Raw genomic sequence first — 19,147 nt, 5'->3', positions numbered from 1 at the left:
GCTATGAACGCGACGTCTCGAAGCTGTGCTCATACAGGTCCGCGCGTACTCGGCACGGCTCGGGAAGATCTCGGGCCTCTTCGACGAGCACAATGTCGGCGACCTGGAGCGCACGAGCCGTCGCCAGTTCCTCGATCCGGCCGAGCAGACCGCCGCCGCGTGGTGCGACGACGTGAAGATCGGGCTTGAGCGGATCGCCGGCCAGCGCGTACCGGGTCGGCAGCGGGACCTCCCTCACTCCCTGCAGCACCTCCAGGACGTCGCGGGCGGTCGGACCTCCGGTGAAGTGTTTGGCCCGCCCGACGATCGGGGAGGTGGCGGGCAGCTGGGCCAGTTCGCAGCCATAGGGTTCGTCCGCGAGCCGGCGGACGAGATCGCCTGTTCGGTATCGGACGAGCAGTGTCGTGTCGCGGTAAGGAGCGTACGGCGTCGCCACGAGCTCGCCGATCTCACCCACCGCTGCCGGGGTGTCCGCGTTCAGGTCGAGTACCTCGAAGTGGGCCTGCTCGGATGCCAGATGAAGGTGCTGCTGGGTACACACGAGTCCCGTGGTCGGCACCAGCTCCGTCATTCCGTACACGTCGGAGACCGGTACGTCGAACACCTCGCGTACGCGGTCGCGGAGCGCGTCGGTCAGGATCTCCGCTCCGGTCAGTATCTGGCGCAGCCCGAAGTCTCTGGCCTGCCAGCCGTCCTGCTCGGCCCGCTGCACGAGCGCCCCCAGGTATGAGGGGACGGTGTACAGGTCGGTGATGTGTGGTGCCTTGCCGGGTAGGTGCAGCGGCGTGGCCAGCCGGTCCAACGCGATGCCCGGGTCGACCAGTCCTTGTGCGACGAAACCGGCGCCGACGAGGCCCAGCGCCCGCTGTACGGAGATCAGGCCCACCGTTGCTCGCGAGCTGACACACGACATGCTGACGTGGTGTTCTCGCACGCCACCGACCATCAGGTAGGAGATCGCTGACAGCACCGCCGAGAGTTCCAGCTCGTAGCGCGAAAACCAGACGACGGTCGGCGTCCCGGTGGTGCCGGTGGTCTGTGCCATCAGGACCGGTTCGCTCTGGTCGGACACGAACGCGGGACCGGCGCCGCGTAAGGCCGACTTGGGCGTGGATGCGACCTGATGTAGTTGATCGAGACCGATTCGACTCGAATCGACGCCGTGCTCCTTGAACCAGAGCCGATAGTAGGCAGTGTGCTCGGCAGCCTGGCGGATCGCCTGGCGCAGGCGTCGGTCCGCCATCGATCGGCGGATCTCCGGGTCGTCGACACCGCTGCCGGGCAGCAGCTCATTGGCACCGTCACCCGGCTCGCCGAATTCGTCAAGCGTTTGGCGGAGGTCCGTCACCATTTTCCGTAGTGCGTCCACGTCGAATCGGCCCCCGCGGAGCACGGTGGCGACATAGCGAAGCTGTCGAGCGGCTGTGGCAAGCATGGGGCCTCAATTCATCCGACGGCACAAACCGGCCGGTCGGCCGGTCTGTGCGACCGGCCGACCGTGTTCCATTAGCTGCAGGGCAGCTGGAACAGTGCGGTCGTCAGGGTGCTGAGTGCGTACCTGGCATAGCGCAGGCTCATTCTGACCACAGGTTCCTCCATTCGACTCTCGCCCCGGCCTTTCCGCAGCGAGGCATATGGGTGGTGTGGTGACCAGAAGCCGCATTTGGACGATGATGCGCGAGCAGCTAAGAGCATCAAAGCGCTCGACACCGCCCAAACCCGGCCGTCTGCGCACACCGATCGGCGGTTTCCGGTCCGATAGACGGTGTAGGCAGAGGGTCCCCTTGGGACGCGGAGGCGGGGGAGGCCACGCCCAAGGTCGCCGCGGTCGCGCTGAGGACGCCAGTCTTCGCTTGAGATTGACAAACACGGAGCTGCTGTCCCCATTTCGTGAGCCCGGCTCTCCTGGTGCGATCGCCTCACGGTCAACGATTGCGGCGGACTCCACAAAGCCTCCATATGATCACCACATGCGAGAGCCCCCTCCGGCCTGATGAGCGAGAACGTCGATGGCGCCCAAGGCTTGCTGACGTCCGGGCTGGCGAGTCTGCCTGTCTCCCACACGCGCGACCGCGCGGGGTAGGGCTCGTGCCTGGCCAAGACGTACGCGGAGACTGTGGCAGAGGCGCTCACGGCCGCGCGCCAAACGGCGGGCCGGGGCTGAGCGGTCGGAACGCTTCTGCCGGTGGGTGACCAACTGAGTGACAACGACGATGGATCGGGCCGTACTCTGCCTTTGTGTGGACGCTGGCGCGGCGGCGGGCCGTCCTCGACAGCGTCCGGTTCGACCTCGTCCTACAGGCTCGGGATCAGGGGGTTGCGCACCTTGCGAGTGGCCGTCAGGTAGGCCGCCGCCGCCGCGAAGACCAGCAGCGCGGTCCAGACGTTGAAGCGCAGCCCGAGGATGTGGGGGGCGGGATCGATGCGCAGCCACTCAATCCAGGCGCGACCGGCAGTGTAGGCCGCGACGTACAGCGCGAACGTCCGGCCACGCTCGAGCTGGAAGCGCCGCTCGGCCCAGACGACGAAGCCGGCCACGCCCAGGTTCCACAGCGACTCGTAGAGGAAGGCCGGATGGTAGGTGGCCGTGGATTTCATGCCCGGCGGCCGGTGAGTGGGGTCGATCTCCAGCGCCCAAGGCAGTGTGGTCGGCCTGCCGTACAGCTCCTGGTTGAACCAGTTGCCCCAGCGGGCGATCGCCTGCCCGAGCGCGATCCCGGGTGCGGCGGCGTCGGCGAAGTCGCGCAGCGCGATGCCGCGCCGGCGGCAGGCCAGCCATGCGCCCACCGCGCCACCGGCGACGGCGCCCCAGATGCTGATTCCGCCCTCCCAGATCGCGAAGGCACGCAGGGGGTCCTTGCCGGGACCGAAGTACTGCTGCCAATCGGTCGCCACGTGGTAGAGCCGGGCGCCGACTATGCCGAACGGCACGGCCCAGGTGGCGATGTCCCCGACCGCGCCGTGCTCGCCGCCGCGGGCGGACCAGCGGCGCTGGGTCACCCAGATGCCGACGGCGATGGCGAGCACCATCAGCAGGGAGTAAGCGCGAATAGGGAGCGGGCCGAGGTGCCAGACGGCTTGGGACGGGCTGGGGATGACTGTCACGCCGTCGAGTCTGGTTCCAGTACAGCTGCGCGCACATCGAGCAGGACACCGATCGCAAGGTCAGTCGACTGGTTGATGCCGAGCCGACGGATGGCTGATTATCGTCGGTGCCGTGGAGTCCTGGGAGCGGTCGCGGCGCCGGTGGCAGCACGCCTTCTTCGGCTCCTGGCTGGTGCTGACCTCGGCCGGACCTCTGATGGAGGTGGGTCAGGTCCTCCCGGTCCTATTGGTGGGCGGCCTGGCCGTGTGGTACGCGGCGTGGTTCGTGCTGCGGACGCCGCCCTCGGGCGATGTGCCCCTGCCTTATGTGGTCGGCGGGGGGTTGCTCTGGCTGGGGTTGTTCGCCGTCGACTCCTCCTTCCTGGTGGTCTGCCTGAGCGTGCTCGTGCCGTACTGCATGGACGCCGTGCGCGTCGGGCTGGTCGCGGTGGTGTCGTGCGCCGGAGGCTGGTTGTGGCATCGCTACCACGAGAGTGGGTCGATCACCTGGACCGAGATCGCCATCACCGCGCTGATCGCGATCAGCGCGGCCACCGCGGTCGGGTACTTCTATTCGGTGGCCCGGCAGAGCGCCGAGCGCCAGCGGCTCATCGACCAGCTGCAGGCCGCGCAGGAGGCGCGGGCGGCGGCCGAGCGGCAGGCGGGCGTGGCAGCCGAGCGGCAGCGGTTGGCCCGCGACATCCACGACAGCCTGACCCAGGGGTTCGCCAGCGTGGTGATGCTGCTGGAGGCGGCGCAGGAGACGTTGCCGGACAACAAGCACCTGACCCAGGCGTTACGGGCGGCCAGGGAGAACCTTGCGGAAAGCCGCCGGGTGGTGCGGGCGCTGCGACCCGGCGAGCTCGACGAGGGCGGCCTGCCGGAGGCCCTGCGGCGGCTGTCCGGCCGCCTGGCCGACGAGACCGGCATCGAGGCGCACACCGTGATCACCGGGACGCTGCGGCCCCTGGACGCGCACGTCCAGGTGGAGCTGCTGCGCGTGGCACAGGAGGCGGTCGCCAACGTCCGCCGCCATGCCCGCGCCGAGCAGGTTACGCTGACCCTGTCGTACATGGAGGACTTGGTCGTGCTGGATGTTCACGACGACGGCGACGGCTTCGATCCCGAGCGAGCCGGCTCCGGCCACGGCCTGTTGATCATGCTTGAGCGGATGGAGCAGCTCGGCGGCACGTTACTCGTGGAGAGCACATCGGGGGAGGGCACCACGGTCGTGGCCAGCCTCCCGGCGGTGGCGCGATGATCGTCCGCGTCCTGATCGCCGACGATCACCCGGTGGTCCGCGACGGCATCCGGGCGATGCTCGGCACTCAGGACGATCTGGAGGTGGTCGGCGAGGCGGTCTCAGGCACAGACGCCGTACGGCTGGCGCGCGATCTGCGGCCCGACGTCACCCTGATGGACCTGCAGATGCCCGAGGTCGACGGCGCGACGGCGATCAGCCGGATCCGCCGCCACGACCCCGGTGCCAGGGTGATCGTCTTGACCACTTATGACACCGACGGCGACATCTCACGTGCCATCGACGCGGGAGCCATTGGCTACCTGCTCAAGGACACCCGCCGTGAGCAGCTGTTCGACGCCATCAGGGCGGCGGCCCGAGGGGAGAGCGCCCTCTCGCCCGCGATAGCGAGTCGGGTGTTGTCGTGGGCGCGTGCCGAAACGCCCGGCGCCCTCAGCGGCCGGGAGATCGAGGTCCTCGGCGCGGTCGCCCAGGGAATGAGCAACAAGGCCATCGCCGCCCACCTGTGCATCAGCGAGGCCACGGTCAAGACTCACCTGCTGCACATCTTCGCCAAGCTCGGTGTCGATGACCGCACCGCCGCCGTGACCGTGGCGGCCACGCGGGGGATCATCCGGCTCAGCGGCTAAGACTTAGCCCTTGCGCTAACTACAGCCGGTCGTAATACTTAGCCTCATGGCACAGTATTCGGCGCAACTGGACGGCGTGTTCGTCGCCCTCGCCGACCCGACTCGGCGCGCCGTCGTCCGGCGCCTGGGTCACGGGCCCACGAGCGTCGGCGACCTCGCCCGCGAGTTCCCGATGACCCTCCCGTCGTTCATGAAGCACGTGCGGACGCTCGAATCGAACGGGCTCATCCGCACGGTCAAGTCCGGCCGGGTGCGCACGTGCGTGCTCAACCGTGAGCGGCTCGCCCTCATCGACGACTGGCTGGCGGAGCAGCGCCGCATCTGGGAGGAGCGCACCGACCGCCTGGAGCGGTTCGTCACCGACCCGAAGGAGAACACGCAGTGAACCCCGACCTCGACCTCGGCGTGGAGCGGATCATCCGCGCCCCGCGCGCGACCGTGTGGCGGGCTTGGACCGACCCGTCCCGGCTCGAGCAGTGGTGGATCCCGGCTCCGTCCCGCTGCCGGGTAGACCGTCTGGACCTGCGACCCGGGGGAGCGTTCGTGACGCGCCTGAGTGACGGCGGGGCCGAGTTCGTCCTGCATCTGGACGCGTGCTTCCTTGCCATCGACGAACTCGAGCGGATCGTGTTCACCAATGCGATCGACAGCACGTGGCGTCCCGCGAACCCCGCCCCGGTTGCGATGACCGCCACGATCACGCTGAACGATCACCCGGACGGCACGGACTACCGGATTCTCGTACGGCACGGCGACCCGGAATCCCGTGCCCACCACGAGAAGCTCGGCTTCGCCGAGGGCTGGGGCACGGTCGCCGGCCAGTTGGCCGCCTTCGCTGAGAGCACGGTCCCGCGATGAGGATCACTCTCACCGAGTTCGTCACGCTGGACGGGGTCAGCCAGGGACCTGGCTCTTCGGACGAGGACACCAGCGACGGCTTCGCCCTCGGCGGCTGGCTCGTGCCCCACATAGACGGGACGTTCGTCCAGCGAGCCTCCGGCTGGCTCGACCGCGCCGACGGCCTGCTGCTCGGCCGGCGCACTTATGAGGCGTTCGCGCGTGACTGGCCGAAGATCACCGACCCGGCCGATCCGTTTGCCGAACGGATGAACACCCTGCCGAAGTACGTCGTGTCGAACACCCTCACCGAGGGAACCTGGCATCCCACGACCATGCTCGGAGGCGACCCGATCCAGGCGGTCACCGAACTCAAGGCGCGATCGGGACGGGAACTCCAGATCCACGGCAGCGCCCGACTGGCGGACACGCTCCTGGCAGCGGGCCTGATCGACACGCTTCGCCTCGTGGTCGCGCCCACAGTGCTCCGAGCCGGCCGCCGCCTGCTGGGCGGTTCGGGAACCACGTCCGGTCTCCGCTTGGTCCATCATGAGGCGACGCCGACCGGCCTGCTGCTCCTCGAATACGAGACGATAGGCCGAGCACCCCGAGGCGACTACGAGGGCGTCACCGCCTTCCTCTGAGGCAGGGATAAGGATGCGGCGAGCGCTGCAGTCAGTACGAGGAGAATCCCTGTGGTGGTCGTCGGAACCACACTTCGAACCGAAAGCTAGGACCACGTCCCTCAGGATGGCGTGAATCTGCTGGTGGGCGCTCACGTAGCGGCTGTGCCAGGCGCGCAGGATCGACTCGAGGGCGCCGGGCTGGGCAACCTGTTCATGAACGCGCCGCTGCCCTTCTGGATCTCGGCGCTCGCCGCTGACGCCCCGACTGGACTCATTGCTGCAACCGTGGTTACAGTAATAATGGTTGCGGCAAGGAGGTTCGCATGGATCCCGTGGCGGGCACGGCAGGGCAGTGGGTGCTGCTGGCGTACCGCGTCCCGCGCCAGCCGTCGACGTTGCGGATCACGATCTGGCGCAAGCTGGACCGGCTCGGCGTGGCGCGGCTGGGCGACGGGCTGGTGGCGCTGCCTGCCGACGCTCGTACGCGCGAGCAGTTGGAGTGGATCGCCGAGGAGATCGGTGAGGTGGGCGGCAGCTCGACCATCTGGCTGGCCGCGGCCGGCAACGTGGCGCAGGAGAAGGCCATCGCCGCGGAGATGCGGCGGGCTCGGGCGGCCGAGTACCGGGCCGTCATCGAGCAAGCCGAGGCGGCGGTGCGGGCGCGACCCGGAGAGCGCAGCCGGGCGGTCAAACGGCTGCAGGCCGAGCTGCACAGGATCGGGCGTCGCGACTATTTCCCGCCCGCCGAGCGGGAGGCCGCACAGCGGGCCGTCCGTGCTTTGGCTCAGGCGATTGTGGGGGAGGGGGCCGGATGAAGTGGGTCACGCGTGCTGGAGTGCACATCGATCGGGCGGCGTGCGCCTGGCTGATCCGCCGCCACATCGACACCGAGCCCGAGTTCGTGTTCGTCGACGACCCGGCGCTGGTGCCCGCCGATGCGACCGCGTTCGACATGCGTGGGGTAGAGCTGTCCCACCACGGCGATGACTGCAGCTTCGAGACGATCCTCCGCCGGTACGAGCTCCACGATCCGGTGTTGTGGAAGCTGGCCGAGATCGTGCACGAGGCCGACATCGACGATGAGCGGTTCGACGCGCCCGAGGCGCGCGGGCTGGACGTGGTCCTGCGTGGGTTGTCGATGACCTGCGACGACGCCCGCGTGCTGGAGATCACCGCGCCGGTGTTCGACGGGCTGTACGAGTTCCACCGGCGCGCGCTGCTGCTGGGGCGAGAGCCGGCGTGATACGGGATGCCGCAGGCGCTGTGCCCGTCCTACTGGCCGCGCAAGCACTCCGCGGGCTGGGGTATGGCGTCGCGGCGGTCCAGTTGGGCGCGATCTTGCGGATGGAGGGACTGTCGTCGGCCGACGTGGGGCTGATGCTGGCGGCCGTCCTGGTCGGCACGCTCGCCTCAAGCCTCGCCTTGGCGCGGTGGGGTGATCGCGTTGGCCGTCGCCGGGCTTATGCGGCTCTGTATGGTGCGCTGGCCTGCTGCGGGATGGCCTTCGCGTTCGGGGCGCCGTTGTGGCTGCTGGCTGTGGTGGCCATGACGGGGGTGTTGTCGGTCGAGGTGATCGAGTCGGGGCCGTTCACCACGCTGGAGCAGGTCATGATGGCCAGTACGGGCCGTCCGCAGCGCGAGCTGGTGCGGGGATTCGGGGTGTACAACGCGGTCGCGGCGGTCGCCGGGACAGTGGGTGCGCTGCTTGGTGCTCTGCCGGCGGACCGGCGGCTGCTCGGTGGCGTCCTGATCGCGGCTGGGGCTGCTGGCGTGGTGCTGGCCGCTCGCCTGCCTGCTGCTGTCGAGGCGCCGGCGGCGGTGCCGGGCCTGCCGCGTCCTCGGATGCTCGCTCGTTCGCGTGGTCCGGTGGCTCGGCTGGCCGCGCTGTTCGCGGTGGACAGCCTCGCCGGGGGATTCGTGGTGCAGGCCTACATCGGCTACTGGCTGAGCGTCCGCTACGGCGCCACTACCCAGACGATCGGGATCACCTTCGCCGCACTGGGGGTGCTGCAGACCGCCTCCCTGCTGGCGGCGCCGGTGGTGGCGGGGCGGATCGGGCTGCTGCGGACGATGGTGTTCACGCATCTGCCGTCGAACCTGTTGCTGGCCGCCGTCCCGTTCGCGCCCGCTCTGCCTTGGGCCATTGTGTTGCTGATGGCGCGGGCTTGCCTGTCGCAGATGGACGTGCCGACCCGGCAGGCGTACGTGATGGCCCTGGTTCCGGCGGAGGAGCAGACCGCGGCGGCCGCCGTCACCAACACCGCCCGTTATCTCACGCGTCCCGCCGGACCAGCACTGGCTGGGCTGCTGCTCCCGCTCGGCCTGGCGCTCCCGTTCCTGATCGCCGGGGTCGCCAAGACCGGCTACGACCTGACCTTGTGGCGGATCTTCCGGTCCGTCCGACTGCCCGCTGAACAGAGGTCCCCATGAACACTGATGTACGTCAAGATGTGATCCCGTTTCGCGAGGCCGTGCGCGCCTGGTTTCTGATCTCCTTGCAGACGTTCGGCGGCCCGGCCGGGCAGATCGCGGTCATGCAGCGCACTCTCGTGGAGGAGAAGCGGTGGATCGGCCAGCAGCGCTTCAATCACGCGTTGAACTATTGCATGCTCCTGCCTGGGCCCGAGGCGCAGCAGTTGGCGATCTACGTCGGCTGGCTGCTCAACGGCACTCGGGGCGGGTTGGTGGCGGGCGCGCTGTTCGTCCTGCCGGGCATGCTGGCGTTGCTGGTCCTGTCGGCGGTCTACATCCTGTGGCAGGACACCACGGTGGTGACCGCGCTGTTCGCCGGGATCGCCCCGGCGGTTCTGGCCATCGTCGCCCAGGCCGTCATCCGGGTCGCCAAGAGGTCCCTGACCCATCCGGTGTTCGTGGCCGTCGCGGTGGCCGCCTTCGCCGCGCTCGCGCTGTTCGGCGTGCCGTTTCCCGTCGTCATCGCCGTTGCCGCGCTCATCGGCTGGACCGTGCACAGGCTGGCTCCGCACATCGTCAAGAGCGGAAACGGGCATGGTGGCGATGGCGGGCCCGCTCCGCTGATCTCTGATGACGCGCTCCACCACGCCCAGCCGAGTTGGCGTTCTGCGGGGAAGATCCTCGCCGTCGGGCTGGCCGCGTGGTGGCTGCCGGTGGCCGCCGTCGCCTTGTTCCTGGGCACGGACAGCGTCTTCACTACCCAGGGCCTGTTCTTTTCCGGCACCGCGCTGGTCACCTTCGGCGGTGCCTATGCCGTGCTGGCGTTCGTCGCCCAGCGGGCGGTCGAGACGTACGCCTGGCTGACGCCGGGGGAGATGGTCCGCGGCCTGGCCCTGGCCGAGACCACCCCCGGCCCCCTCATCATGGTCGTGCAGTTCGTCGCGTTCCTGGGGGCCTACCGCGATCCGGGGGTTCTCACTCCGTGGGCCGGCGCGGTGCTGGGAGCACTGCTGACGACGTGGGTGACCTTCGTGCCCTGCTTCCTTTTCATCTTCCTCGGTGCCCCGTACGTGGAACGGCTGCGCCACAACTCGGCGATCAGCGCCGCGCTCACCGGCATCACCGCCTCCGTCGTCGGGGTCATCGCCAACCTGGCCCTCTACTTCGCCGAGCACACACTTTTCGCCAGGACCTTCACCTGGGACTGGGGACCGTTCGAGGTCCAGCTTCCCGAAGTCGGCACGGTGAGCCCGATCGCCCTGGTGATCATCGTGCTTGCGCTGGTCATGACGTTCGTTCTTAAGTGGCCGATGCTGCGCATTCTGGGCATCTGTGCCTTGCTGGGCATGGGCACGGTGCTACTTCCGTGACGGATTCAGACGCGTGAGGGAAGCGAGAAGACGACGCGCAGGGTCGCGATCCATAGCAGGCCGGCTCCGAGCAAGTGCATCAGGACCAGCGCTGCGGCCGAGATGGACATCGACGCTCGTATCGACCGGCTGACCGCGCCCGCCAAGATACCGCTCCTGGTCCGCGCCCAACTCCTGGCCATCGTGGCGTGCGGGCGGTGTTGGCTCAGGAGTGGCTGAGGACAAAGGGCACTGTGAGGAACGCAAAGGCGGCTGTCCAGAATGCACCCGGACCTGTCGCCCCCGCGAACGAGCTGAGCAGGGCAACCAAACCTGGAACCACGGGCTGGGCGATGCCCCAGGACGAGCCTTGGAAGGCGAACCAGCGTGGCCGTTCGGGCTCGGGGGCGGCATCGGCCACGAGAGCCTGCCAGCGTCCGAGCAGCAATCCGTTGGCGGCCGTGAACGCGAGATAGGCCACGACCGTCGGCCATACGTGGTCGGTGAGCGCCATGGCAAGGGCGAGCAGGCCGAGAAGTGCGGTGCCAGCGCCGAGCACGATCCCGTGCCCGCGGTTGGCCAGGTGCCGCGCGGCCGCCCAGAGCGCGAGCGGACCGAGCAGGGCCGCACCGGCGAGCGTCAGTCCGGGTGCCCAGGCGGGGGCACCGCGTTCGAGCAGAGCCAAGGGAAGAAACATCATCACGGCCAGATAGCCGATCGCGAACACAGTGCTGGCCAGCGTCAGCCGCAGCAAGGGCAGGGGAGGACGCCAGCGCTGTCTCGGCACGGCGGCCCGTTCTTCTCCTCGGGGGAGGAAGCGCAGCGCGATCCCGGCCGCCGCCAGGCACGTGGCCGCATCCGTGATCACCAGCCAATGCGCGCCCAAGGGCAGCAGGACCGCGGCGAGCAGGCCAGCCAGCGCTCCGGCGACGGACAAGCAGACGCCGAGCATCGCGTACACGTGCTGTCGCCGCGCTCCCGTGGCGAGGCGGGCGAGGAGTTCCTGGGTGGCGGGCTCATACAGCTCGAAAGCCAGGCCCACCAGGACGACCGCACCCAGCACGTGGGCCGGGGCGCGGGCCGCGGCGAGGATCAGCAGCGACAGCCCGGTCAGCCCGAGCCCGAGGGCCAGCACGGTCCGCGGTGGCAGCCGGTCCAGCAGGAATGCTCCGATCCAGCGCGAGACGAGTGCCGCGATCCCGAAACTCGCCAGAGCGGCGGGCGCCAGCTCGGGACCGGTGAGCACCGCGAGAAAGGCCAGGGCGTAGGAGCCGAGCTGGTTGAGCACCCGGATCCACAGCAGTGTCTTGGCGGCCGTCGGGATTGACTCTTGCTGCCACTTGCCCATGAACACCGGTGCAGGCTACCTGGGCACACCGACAGGAAATGAGGAGAGGCGTCTGCTGTCGTGCGCCCGGGCCTGCGCGGCCAACGGCACCAGTGTGCATCTGGCCGACGCCTGCGGCGCGTCCGCACGGCTGCCAGCCATGGGGTCGGTATGTCATGGTGAACCTCTTGAAAGGCGGGGTGGCGATGCCCGCCTGGTGCGGGCCGTGGAACGGCTCGACGGCCGTTCCATCGACGGTTGAGGCGGTCGTCGATGCCAGCACCGGTCGAACTGGTGGGCGGAACGGTCGACCGCTGCGCCGCCGGCGGCGGTGACCGCACTCGCCGCCAGCACAGTGCCCCTGGTCAGCAGGCCACGCCTGCTGAGACCGTACGTGGATGTGTTCGGGCATGATGCCCCTTATGGCCCAGTGTTACCATCTGTAATCAGTCATGTACGTACGGGGAAGAGCGGGGGGTTGGCCACGCTGGCTGGCGTGGCCTTCTGTGCTGCTTGGCTTGCTGGTGGTCGCCCACATGTGGGCGCACGCCAGAGCCGCGGATGAAGTGCTCTTCGCGCCGGTGGGGTCGCTCGTCTACGAACACGGACACGACCACGATCACCTCGCCGACCACGCACATGGGGGCACCTTCCTGCTTCCCGTCGCAAAGGTCGCCTTCCTCAAGGCGATGCCGCTGCTCGTGGCCCTGCCCACCGCCGTTCTTCCGCCGGCGACCGAGCCTCATGTGAGACCGCCCGAGCACGTCCCGAAATGCGGCCACCGCGAGCGAGCCGTCCGGAATCACACGCTCGAGGTCTATCGACCCTGAGGACACGCCTGCCCCGGGTCTGTCCTCAGTCGGTAGCGTCCCGCGCCCGCCCGCGGGAGAGAGCGCGTCTTCGCCATGTCATCGATCTCGTCAGTTTCCATACCTATGGTCGCCCTGGCCCAGCTGGTCGGCGACACCCCTGTGTGCTGGATCGGGGAGCCCTTCGCCCCGGCCGGACGCGGCTTCTGGGCCAAAATCGAGGGAGCCAACCCAGGCGGGTTGAAGGACCGGCCCGCCCTGCACATCATCGAACAAGCCCGCCATCGGGGAGAGCTCGCGCCGGGCGCGATGATCGTCGAGTCCACGTCCGGCACCTTCGGGCTGGGGCTCGCACTGGCCGGCATCGTCTACGGCCACCCCGTCACGGTCGTCACCGACCCGGGCATGGAGACGATCGTGCACCGGCTGCTGGCGTCCTATGGCGCCCGCGTCGAAACCATCGAGCATCCGCACCCGGTGGGCGGTTGGCAGCAAGCACGCCTGGACCGGGTGGCTCAGCTGCTCGCCCGGCATCCCGGCGCGTACTGTCCGCAGCAGTACGACAACCCCGACAACGTGGCCGCCTACGCCGGCCTGGCACGCGAACTCACCGACCAGCTCGGCCGGATCGACATCCTGGTGTGCAGCGTGGGAACCGGTGGTCACTCGGCCGGAGTCGCCAAGGCGTTGCGTGAGCACAATCCGGCGCTGCGCTTGGTCGGCGTGGACGCCACCGGATCGACCATCTTCGGCCAGCCCGCCAGGCCGCGGCTGATGCGCGGGCTGGGCAGCAGCATCCACCCGCGCAATGTGGCCCACGACGCGTTCGACGAGGTGCACTGGGTTGCACCGCACGAAGCGGTGTGGGCCTGCCGCATTCTGGCGGCCACCCACTACACCACCGGCGGCTGGAGCGTCGGCGCGGTCACCGTCGTCGCCGCCTGGGTGGCGAGGACCAACCCGCCGGGCTGCCGGATCGCAGCGGTTTTCCCTGATGGCCCCGCTCGTTACTACACCACTGTCTACGACGATACTTACTGCGCCGAGCACGACCTGCTCGGCAGGCCGCCGGCCGATGAGCCGGACCAAATCAAACACCCAGATGAAGCCGAGGCCACACGCTGGACCCGGATGGTGATGCGCTGATGGGGCGGCGATTCGTTTCCTTCGAGCGCAGCGTCCGGCTGCTGATGGTCAACCAGCTCGCGATCAACGTCGGCTTCTACATGCTCATGCCCTACCTCGCCGGCCATCTGTCCGCCGGGCTGGGTCTGGCGGGCTGGACGGTCGGGCTGGTGCTGGGGGCGCGCAACCTGAGCCAGCAAGGGTTGTTCCTGCTCGGTGGCACGCTGGCTGACCGGCTCGGTTATAGGCCGGTCATCATCGCGGGCTGCCTGCTGCGAACAGCGGGGTTCGCCTTGCTCGGATTCGTCGACGCGGTGCCGGCCTTGGTGGCGGCCTCCATGATGACCGGTTTCGCCGGCGCCCTGTTCAACCCCGCCGTACGCGCCTACCTGGCACAGGACGCGGGTGCGCGGCGCGTGGAGGCGTTCGCGCTGTTCAACGTCTTCTACCAGGCGGGCATCCTGGCCGGTCCACTGATCGGGCTGGCTCTGATCACGGTGAACTTCCGGATCGTGTGTGTGGCCGCCGCCGCCGTCTTCGCGCTGCTCACCATTCTCCAACTGCTCGCCCTACCACCATGCCGGTCCGGGACTCAAGCACGCACGAGCGTGCTGGCCGACTGGCGCGCCGTCGCGGGCAATCGGCCGTTCCTGCTCTTCTCGCTCGCCATGGCCGGTTCGTACGTGCTGTCGTTCCAGCTGTACCTGGCCCTGCCGCTGGAAGTCGGCCAGACGGAGGCCATCGGCCTGCTGTTCGCGGTGTCCGCGCTGGTGGCCATCGCCGGGCAGCTCAGAATCACCGACTGGGCGCGCCGCCGCTGGAGCGGACCGCAGGCCATGGTACGCGGGGTCGCGCTGATGGGGCTCGCCTTCGTGCCCATGGCTCTGTACGGCCTCACCCCTGCCCCGGCTGAAGTACGAACGGTGGCGGTCATCACCTGCACCGCGCTGCTCGCGGTGGGCAGCGCACTGACGTACCCGTTCGAGATGGATGCCGTCGTCAGGCTCTCGGGCGAGCGACTGGTCGCCACTCACTACGGCCTGTACAACACCGTCGCGGGGATCGGTATCGCCGGGGGCAACCTGCTGGTGGGTGCCCTGATCGGGAGCGCCGGAGTATGGATCGTGCTGGCCGTCGTCGGCTCGCTTTGTGCTCTGGCCGTCGGCCTGCTCAACCGCGGAGGAATGCTCACGACAGGCGTCGTGCCGGTTCAGGCCAGGCCCTGACGCCGCTCACTCGTGCCGTGCCAGGCCCGACACCCGCAGCACACGCAGCGGCGCAGTGGCAGGGGTGGCTGGTGGCAGCAGGCCAGGATCTTCACCGCAGCCGTCCTAAGTCGCCTGCTGAAGATGTGCGGGGCGCTTCGGACGGCTTCACCCGGGCCAGAATCGGAGGACGGTGGGCGTTGAGCTGCGGAATGCGCCGAGAGCAGCTCTGACCTGCATGTACGTCGCATGTGCTCCTGCGAAATACGGTGCGGACGTGCCCAAGGTCGCTACCTGTTAACGGTAGGCGGATCGTGCTCGAGCAGCCGACCCACCGCCAGTCTTCCTGCGGCGACGCCGATGCTCGCTACCGTGTTGGCGACGCCGTAATGGGCCGCCACCCGATGCCCGCCCGACAGGGGCACGACGGTGTCCGTCTCGAATCTCTGCGACCCTTGTACTCTCCGTCCACGCGGCTGCACGATGGCCGGGTGAAGCCTTGGGTGAAGGGTGCCGGGGTGGCGCTGTTCTATGTGCTCGCCGCCATCGTGCTCATATGGGCGCTGAGTGTGGTGGTGAATCAACTATGAGTGCGAGGCTTCGGCTTCCCCGCCGACGAACCCGCTGGCCTTCGTCTGTTCCCCGATGCCGCGCGGCATCGGGGTTCGGGGAGACAGGCCGGTGGCGTGCTGGGCATCCATGCCCCATCCCGCGCCGAAGAGATGGTGGAACCCGCTGACTGGCATCTGAAGGGAGCCGACATGCGTTCTGCCATCAGGTTCGTCGTCATGTTCGCCGTAGCGCTGGCCGCCGTCGTGGCTGCGCAGGCCGCAGCCACCGCCGCTACGGCCATCGAGTACGGGCTCATCGCCGCGCTCATTCCCTAGGGCCCGCCGGACAGCGAGCACGCCGGATTCACGAACACTGCGTATGGTGCTGAATACGGTGTCCGGAATCTGGAGGGCTCGATGCCGATGGGCCGCCACGGACCGCAGGGTGCGGCGGACCAGGCAACTGCTCCGCCGTGCCCTGGTAGAGCTGATCCTGGAGAAGGGCTACGACCGGATCACCGTGCAGCACATCATCGACCCCGCGGACGTCGGCCGCTCGACCTTCTGCGCGCACTACATCGACAAGGACGATCTGCTCCTCGGCAACCTGGAAGAGCTGGCGGCGGCGTTCGAGGAGCACATGGAGCGCCACTTCGCCAGCCGTGCCGAGCCGAACCCGGTCCTGGCCGCGTTCCAGCACGCCGACCGTCAGCGCGACCTGTACAAAGCGCTGGCCGGCAAGCGAGGCGCGGAGGTGATGCGGGCCGGGCTGCGCCGCCGGATCAAGGAGGTCATGGCGCGGCGGATACCGGAGTTCCTGCCGCACCGGGACGGCGCGGTGCCGGTGGACGTGACCATGGAGTTCTTGCTGACCTCACTGCTCGGCCTGCTGGTGTGGTGGCTGGACAATGACGTGCCCTACACCGCCCAGGAGATGGCCGAGATGTACATGCGTCTCATCGTGCCCGGCGTGCAGGCCGCCTACGGAATCTGAACACTTTCGCCGATCTGTTGGCTACCGCACTGAACTGCGGTTTCGTCGATTGACCCGTACGCGAGGTCACCAAGACCTACGACACCCCGCAAGGCCCGTTCACCGCACTGCGCCGCGTCTCGCTGAGAACCGATCCCGGCGAGTTCCTGGCCGTGGTCGGCCGGTCCGGCCGAGCGCCCGTTGCGCCGCAAGCCAGGCGATGGCCCAGGCACGCCCGGCCGACGGCGGTTCCCCGGTCCGGCCCGCTGCGGCCCAGGGCTGGGCGAACCAGTCGGCTGCGATGTCCGGACGCTGCCCCGCCTGCGCGGGGGTGACGAGAGTGACGACGATCAGCCCGGCGAGCAGGCCGATCCGCCCGTAGTGAGATGGTCGCATGCTTGACCCTTCTGGTCAGAGATGGATGAGGGCTTCGCGTACGGTGATGCGGGAGGCTCGGGTCGCCGCGGCGTCGGTGGCCAGAGCGGCGCCGACGATGACGAGCGCGACCCAGATGCCCACGGCGAGCATGGAGATCCGGAACGGCAGCGCCGCCGACATGAACAGGTTGCCGAACCCGGCACCGAGCGCCGCGGTGAGCCCGAGCCCGGGCAGGACGGCCACCAGGCAGCTTGCCAGGGCCAGGAAGACGCCCTCCGCGACGACGATGCGGCGCACGCTCGTCGTGCGCGACGGTGGCTATGCGTATTTGGTCGACCTGGATGGGCTTGCCCATGGCCTGGGCGAACCCTTCGGCGGTGGTGTCGAACTCCTGGGTTTCGCGATGGATGGCTGCGTTCCGGGTGCCGGCGGCGTCGGGCAAGCTGCCCTGAAAACGCACCGGGCTTTTCTGGAATACCATAGGGGGGTATAGTGTTGTTCTGGGTGACGAACCCGAGGGAGGACTGACATGGCCGGATACACCAGCAGCAAGCAGGAGCATGCGGTGAGACTGCGCCGCATAGAAGGGCAGATCCGTGGCCTGCAGCGCATGGTCGACGACGACAAGTACTGCATCGACATCCTGACCCAGGTGTCGGCGGCCACCAGCGCGCTGCGGTCGTTCTCCCTGTCGTTGCTCGAAGAGCACCTGACCCACTGCGTCGCGGAGGCCACTCTGAAGGGCGGTCCGGAGGCGGACGCCAAGGTCAAGGAAGCCTCCGACGCCATCGCCAGACTCGTCCGTTCCTGATCGCATTGACCCCGTATTGAAGGAGAGATCGCTATGAGCACCGCCACCTACACCGTCAAGGGCATGACCTGCGGCCACTGCGTCAGCTCGGTCAAGGAAGAGGTCAGCGAAGTGGCCGGCGTGACCAACGTCAAGGTGGACCTGGACACCGGACTGCTGACCGTGGACAGCGACGCCCCCATCGACACGGCGAAGATTGTCGCCGCGGTCGAGGAGGCCGGATATGAGGTGGCGAACCCGTGAACACCGCGGCCAAGCTCGGTTCCTACGTCCTGGGGCTGGCCGTCGTCTTCGGCGGGGCCTTAGGAGTGGGCAAGGTGGTGGGACCGGTCGGGACGCCCCCGGCAGAGGATCACGCCACGATGGCCATGGCGACGCCGGCGGCGAGCGCGGGACACGGGGAGCACGCCACCGACCAGGCGAAGAGCGATACCCCCGGAGGGCTCCAAGTGTCCGAGAACGGCTACACCCTCACCCCGCTCACCGCGGCGATCAAGCCGGATGAGCCCACCGACTTCCGTTTCACCGTGACCGGTCCGAACGGCAAGCCGGTCACCGACTACGAGGTCGAGCACGACAAAAAGCTGCACTTCATCGTCGTCTCCCGCGACCTGACCACGTTCCAGCACCTCCACCCCGAGATGACGTCCGACGGCGTCTGGTCGGTCAAGCTCACCCTGCCGGCCGCGGGGACGTATCGCGCATTCGCCGATTTCGCCCCAACCGGCGGCAGCGCTCTGACCCTGGGCACTGACCTGTTCGTGGCCGGCGACTATGAGCCCAGGGCACTTCCCGAGACCAGCCGTACGGCAAGTGTCGACGGATACGAAGTCACCCTCGACGGCGAGCTGGCGCCAGGGCAGTCGAGCAAGCTCACCCTGAAGGTGAGCAAGGACGGCGAGCCGGTCACCGACCTGCAGCCGTACCTCGGCGCCTACGGCCACCTGGTGGCCCTGCGGGCCCGAGACCTCGCCTACCTGCACGTCCACCCGGACGGCGAGCCCGGCGACGGCACGACCCAACCTGGGCCCGAGATCGTTTTCTACGCCGAGGTGCCCAGCGTCGGCGACTACCGGCTCTTCCTCGACTTCCAGCACGACGGCGAGGTCCGCACCGCCGACTTCACCCTCGGCGCGGGCGACCGGCCGGCGGTCCCGACGCCCACTCCCACATCCACCCCAAGACCCACATCCACTGGGCACGGCGACCACAGCCACTGAGCGAGAGGAAGGAGAACGCTGATGTCCTCGGTCACCGATGACCGGCAGAACGCGGTCGAGCTCTCGATCGGCGGCATGACCTGCGCCTCGTGCGCCAACCGCATCGAACGCAAGCTCAACAAGATGGACGGTGTGACCGCGACGGTCAACTACGCCACGGAGAAGGCGAAGGTCACCTTCCCCGAAGGGGTCGACCCGCACCAGCTCATCGCCGAGGTGGAGAAGGCCGGCTACACCGCCGCCCTGCCCGCACCGCCAAAGACGGAGGCGGAGGCAGCCGAGCAGGAACCGGAGGACGAGCTCCAGCCGCTTCGCCAACGCCTGATCACCTCCGTGGTGCTGGCCGTGCCGGTGATCGCGATGGCGATGATCCCGCCGTTGCAGTTCACCAACTGGCAGTGGTTGTCGCTCGTGCTGGCCGCACCGGTGGTGGTGTATGCGGGCTGGCCGTTCCACAAGGCGGCCTGGACGAACCTGCGGCACGGCGCGGCGACGATGGACACGCTGATCTCGATCGGCACCATCGCCGCGCTGGGCTGGTCGCTGTGGG

The 19,147-nt window shown here is 68.6% G+C and carries 25 protein-coding genes; 20 read left to right on the top strand and 5 right to left on the bottom strand.

From position 1 onward, the window contains the following. Position 1: 1 nt before the first annotated feature. Both ACTWPT_RS40750 and lgt read right to left on the bottom strand, forming a co-directional pair. On the bottom strand, positions 2-1,435 hold the full coding sequence (locus ACTWPT_RS40750) for a phenylacetate--CoA ligase family protein (protein WP_443182881.1): 1,434 nt from the start codon (positions 1,433-1,435) through the stop codon (positions 2-4). A gap of 860 nt (positions 1,436-2,295) precedes the next feature. Next, a complete protein-coding gene (gene lgt, locus ACTWPT_RS40745) occupies positions 2,296-3,105 on the bottom strand; it encodes a prolipoprotein diacylglyceryl transferase (protein WP_443182880.1) in 810 nt (269 codons plus the stop codon). 112 nt (positions 3,106-3,217) lie between these two features. Here lgt and ACTWPT_RS40740 point away from each other — a divergent pair, with 112 nt between their 5' ends. The 9 genes from ACTWPT_RS40740 (at position 3,218) to chrA (ending at position 10,219) form a co-directional block, all read left to right on the top strand. Next, on the top strand, positions 3,218-4,345 hold the full coding sequence (locus ACTWPT_RS40740; protein ID WP_443182879.1) for a sensor histidine kinase: 1,128 nt from the start codon (positions 3,218-3,220) through the stop codon (positions 4,343-4,345). Continuing rightward, a complete protein-coding gene (locus tag ACTWPT_RS40735; RefSeq protein WP_443182878.1) occupies positions 4,342-4,974 on the top strand; it encodes a response regulator in 633 nt (210 codons plus the stop codon). The genes ACTWPT_RS40740 and ACTWPT_RS40735 overlap by 4 nt, the downstream gene beginning before the upstream one ends. 46 nt (positions 4,975-5,020) lie before the next feature. Next, positions 5,021-5,359, top strand: a complete 339-nt coding sequence (locus tag ACTWPT_RS40730) for an ArsR/SmtB family transcription factor (RefSeq protein WP_443182877.1) — start codon at positions 5,021-5,023, stop codon at positions 5,357-5,359. Beyond that, entirely contained in the window at positions 5,356-5,832 is a 477-nt protein-coding gene (locus ACTWPT_RS40725; protein ID WP_443182876.1) for an SRPBCC domain-containing protein, read from the top strand. The genes ACTWPT_RS40730 and ACTWPT_RS40725 overlap by 4 nt, the downstream gene beginning before the upstream one ends. Continuing rightward, positions 5,829-6,455: a dihydrofolate reductase family protein gene (locus ACTWPT_RS40720; protein ID WP_443182875.1), complete on the top strand. Its 627-nt coding sequence runs from the start codon at positions 5,829-5,831 to the stop codon at positions 6,453-6,455. The genes ACTWPT_RS40725 and ACTWPT_RS40720 overlap by 4 nt, the downstream gene beginning before the upstream one ends. A 305-nt stretch (positions 6,456-6,760) precedes the next feature. After that, the gene (locus ACTWPT_RS40715) at positions 6,761-7,252 is read left to right on the top strand and encodes a Chromate resistance protein ChrB (protein ID WP_443182874.1); all 492 of its coding nucleotides are present in this window, start codon (positions 6,761-6,763) and stop codon (positions 7,250-7,252) included. Then, entirely contained in the window at positions 7,249-7,680 is a 432-nt protein-coding gene (locus tag ACTWPT_RS40710) for a chromate resistance protein ChrB domain-containing protein (protein ID WP_443182873.1), read from the top strand. Before ACTWPT_RS40715 ends, ACTWPT_RS40710 begins: the two co-directional genes overlap by 4 nt. A 20-nt stretch (positions 7,681-7,700) precedes the next feature. Beyond that, positions 7,701-8,867, top strand: a complete 1,167-nt coding sequence (locus ACTWPT_RS40705) for an MFS transporter (protein WP_443182872.1) — start codon at positions 7,701-7,703, stop codon at positions 8,865-8,867. Next, complete coding sequence (gene chrA / locus ACTWPT_RS40700; protein WP_443182871.1) at positions 8,864-10,219, top strand: chromate efflux transporter; 1,356 nt, start codon at positions 8,864-8,866, stop codon at positions 10,217-10,219. The genes ACTWPT_RS40705 and chrA overlap by 4 nt, the downstream gene beginning before the upstream one ends. A 205-nt stretch (positions 10,220-10,424) precedes the next feature. On the opposite strand, the gene ACTWPT_RS40695 is transcribed toward chrA, so the two are convergent. Beyond that, positions 10,425-11,546: an MFS transporter gene (locus tag ACTWPT_RS40695; protein WP_443182988.1), complete on the bottom strand. Its 1,122-nt coding sequence runs from the start codon at positions 11,544-11,546 to the stop codon at positions 10,425-10,427. A 485-nt stretch (positions 11,547-12,031) separates the two neighbouring features. Between ACTWPT_RS40695 and ACTWPT_RS40690 the strand changes: the two genes are divergently transcribed. From ACTWPT_RS40690 to ACTWPT_RS40665, 6 genes are all read left to right on the top strand, one after another. Further along, positions 12,032-12,355, top strand: coding sequence for a hypothetical protein (locus ACTWPT_RS40690; protein ID WP_443182870.1), 324 nt, complete (start codon positions 12,032-12,034; stop codon positions 12,353-12,355). A gap of 105 nt (positions 12,356-12,460) precedes the next feature. Further along, positions 12,461-13,480, top strand: a complete 1,020-nt coding sequence (locus tag ACTWPT_RS40685; RefSeq protein WP_443182869.1) for a PLP-dependent cysteine synthase family protein — start codon at positions 12,461-12,463, stop codon at positions 13,478-13,480. Next, complete coding sequence (locus ACTWPT_RS40680; RefSeq protein ID WP_443182868.1) at positions 13,480-14,685, top strand: MFS transporter; 1,206 nt, start codon at positions 13,480-13,482, stop codon at positions 14,683-14,685. Before ACTWPT_RS40685 ends, ACTWPT_RS40680 begins: the two co-directional genes overlap by 1 nt. 293 nt (positions 14,686-14,978) lie before the next feature. Further along, complete coding sequence (locus ACTWPT_RS40675; protein WP_443182867.1) at positions 14,979-15,254, top strand: hypothetical protein; 276 nt, start codon at positions 14,979-14,981, stop codon at positions 15,252-15,254. 171 nt (positions 15,255-15,425) lie between these two features. After that, the gene (locus ACTWPT_RS40670) at positions 15,426-15,551 is read left to right on the top strand and encodes a hypothetical protein (protein WP_443182866.1); all 126 of its coding nucleotides are present in this window, start codon (positions 15,426-15,428) and stop codon (positions 15,549-15,551) included. 58 nt (positions 15,552-15,609) lie between these two features. Then, on the top strand, positions 15,610-16,209 hold the full coding sequence (locus ACTWPT_RS40665; protein WP_443182865.1) for a TetR/AcrR family transcriptional regulator: 600 nt from the start codon (positions 15,610-15,612) through the stop codon (positions 16,207-16,209). 99 nt (positions 16,210-16,308) lie between these two features. Here ACTWPT_RS40665 and ACTWPT_RS40660 read toward each other — a convergent pair whose 3' ends face one another. Together ACTWPT_RS40660 and ACTWPT_RS40655 are read right to left on the bottom strand one after the other, a co-directional pair. After that, positions 16,309-16,584 (bottom strand): hypothetical protein, encoded by a 276-nt coding sequence (locus ACTWPT_RS40660; protein ID WP_443182864.1) that lies wholly within the window; start codon positions 16,582-16,584, stop codon positions 16,309-16,311. A 15-nt stretch (positions 16,585-16,599) separates the two neighbouring features. Continuing rightward, the gene (locus ACTWPT_RS40655) at positions 16,600-16,863 is read right to left on the bottom strand and encodes a hypothetical protein (protein WP_443182863.1); all 264 of its coding nucleotides are present in this window, start codon (positions 16,861-16,863) and stop codon (positions 16,600-16,602) included. On the opposite strand from ACTWPT_RS40655, the gene ACTWPT_RS40650 reads away from it, so the two are divergent. The 5 genes from ACTWPT_RS40650 to ACTWPT_RS40630 form a co-directional block, all read left to right on the top strand. Next, entirely contained in the window at positions 16,853-17,059 is a 207-nt protein-coding gene (locus ACTWPT_RS40650; protein WP_443182862.1) for a hypothetical protein, read from the top strand. The two genes, ACTWPT_RS40655 and ACTWPT_RS40650, sit on opposite strands and share 11 nt — an antisense overlap. A gap of 36 nt (positions 17,060-17,095) precedes the next feature. Continuing rightward, entirely contained in the window at positions 17,096-17,377 is a 282-nt protein-coding gene (locus tag ACTWPT_RS40645; RefSeq protein ID WP_443182861.1) for a metal-sensitive transcriptional regulator, read from the top strand. A gap of 33 nt (positions 17,378-17,410) precedes the next feature. Next, the gene (locus ACTWPT_RS40640; protein WP_443182860.1) at positions 17,411-17,620 is read left to right on the top strand and encodes a heavy-metal-associated domain-containing protein; all 210 of its coding nucleotides are present in this window, start codon (positions 17,411-17,413) and stop codon (positions 17,618-17,620) included. Next, on the top strand, positions 17,617-18,597 hold the full coding sequence (locus tag ACTWPT_RS40635) for a hypothetical protein (RefSeq protein WP_443182859.1): 981 nt from the start codon (positions 17,617-17,619) through the stop codon (positions 18,595-18,597). The genes ACTWPT_RS40640 and ACTWPT_RS40635 overlap by 4 nt, the downstream gene beginning before the upstream one ends. Before the next feature lie 21 nt (positions 18,598-18,618). Then, on the top strand, positions 18,619-19,147 hold a 529-nt coding region (locus ACTWPT_RS40630; protein WP_443182858.1), incomplete at its 3' end, for a cation transporter.

The sequence above is a fragment of the Nonomuraea sp. 3N208 genome, assembly GCF_052245935.1.
In the GTDB taxonomy this organism is placed as follows: domain Bacteria; phylum Actinomycetota; class Actinomycetes; order Streptosporangiales; family Streptosporangiaceae; genus Nonomuraea.
Note: the sequence above shows the minus strand (reverse complement) of the source record. Positions and strands in the feature narration are given on the sequence as shown.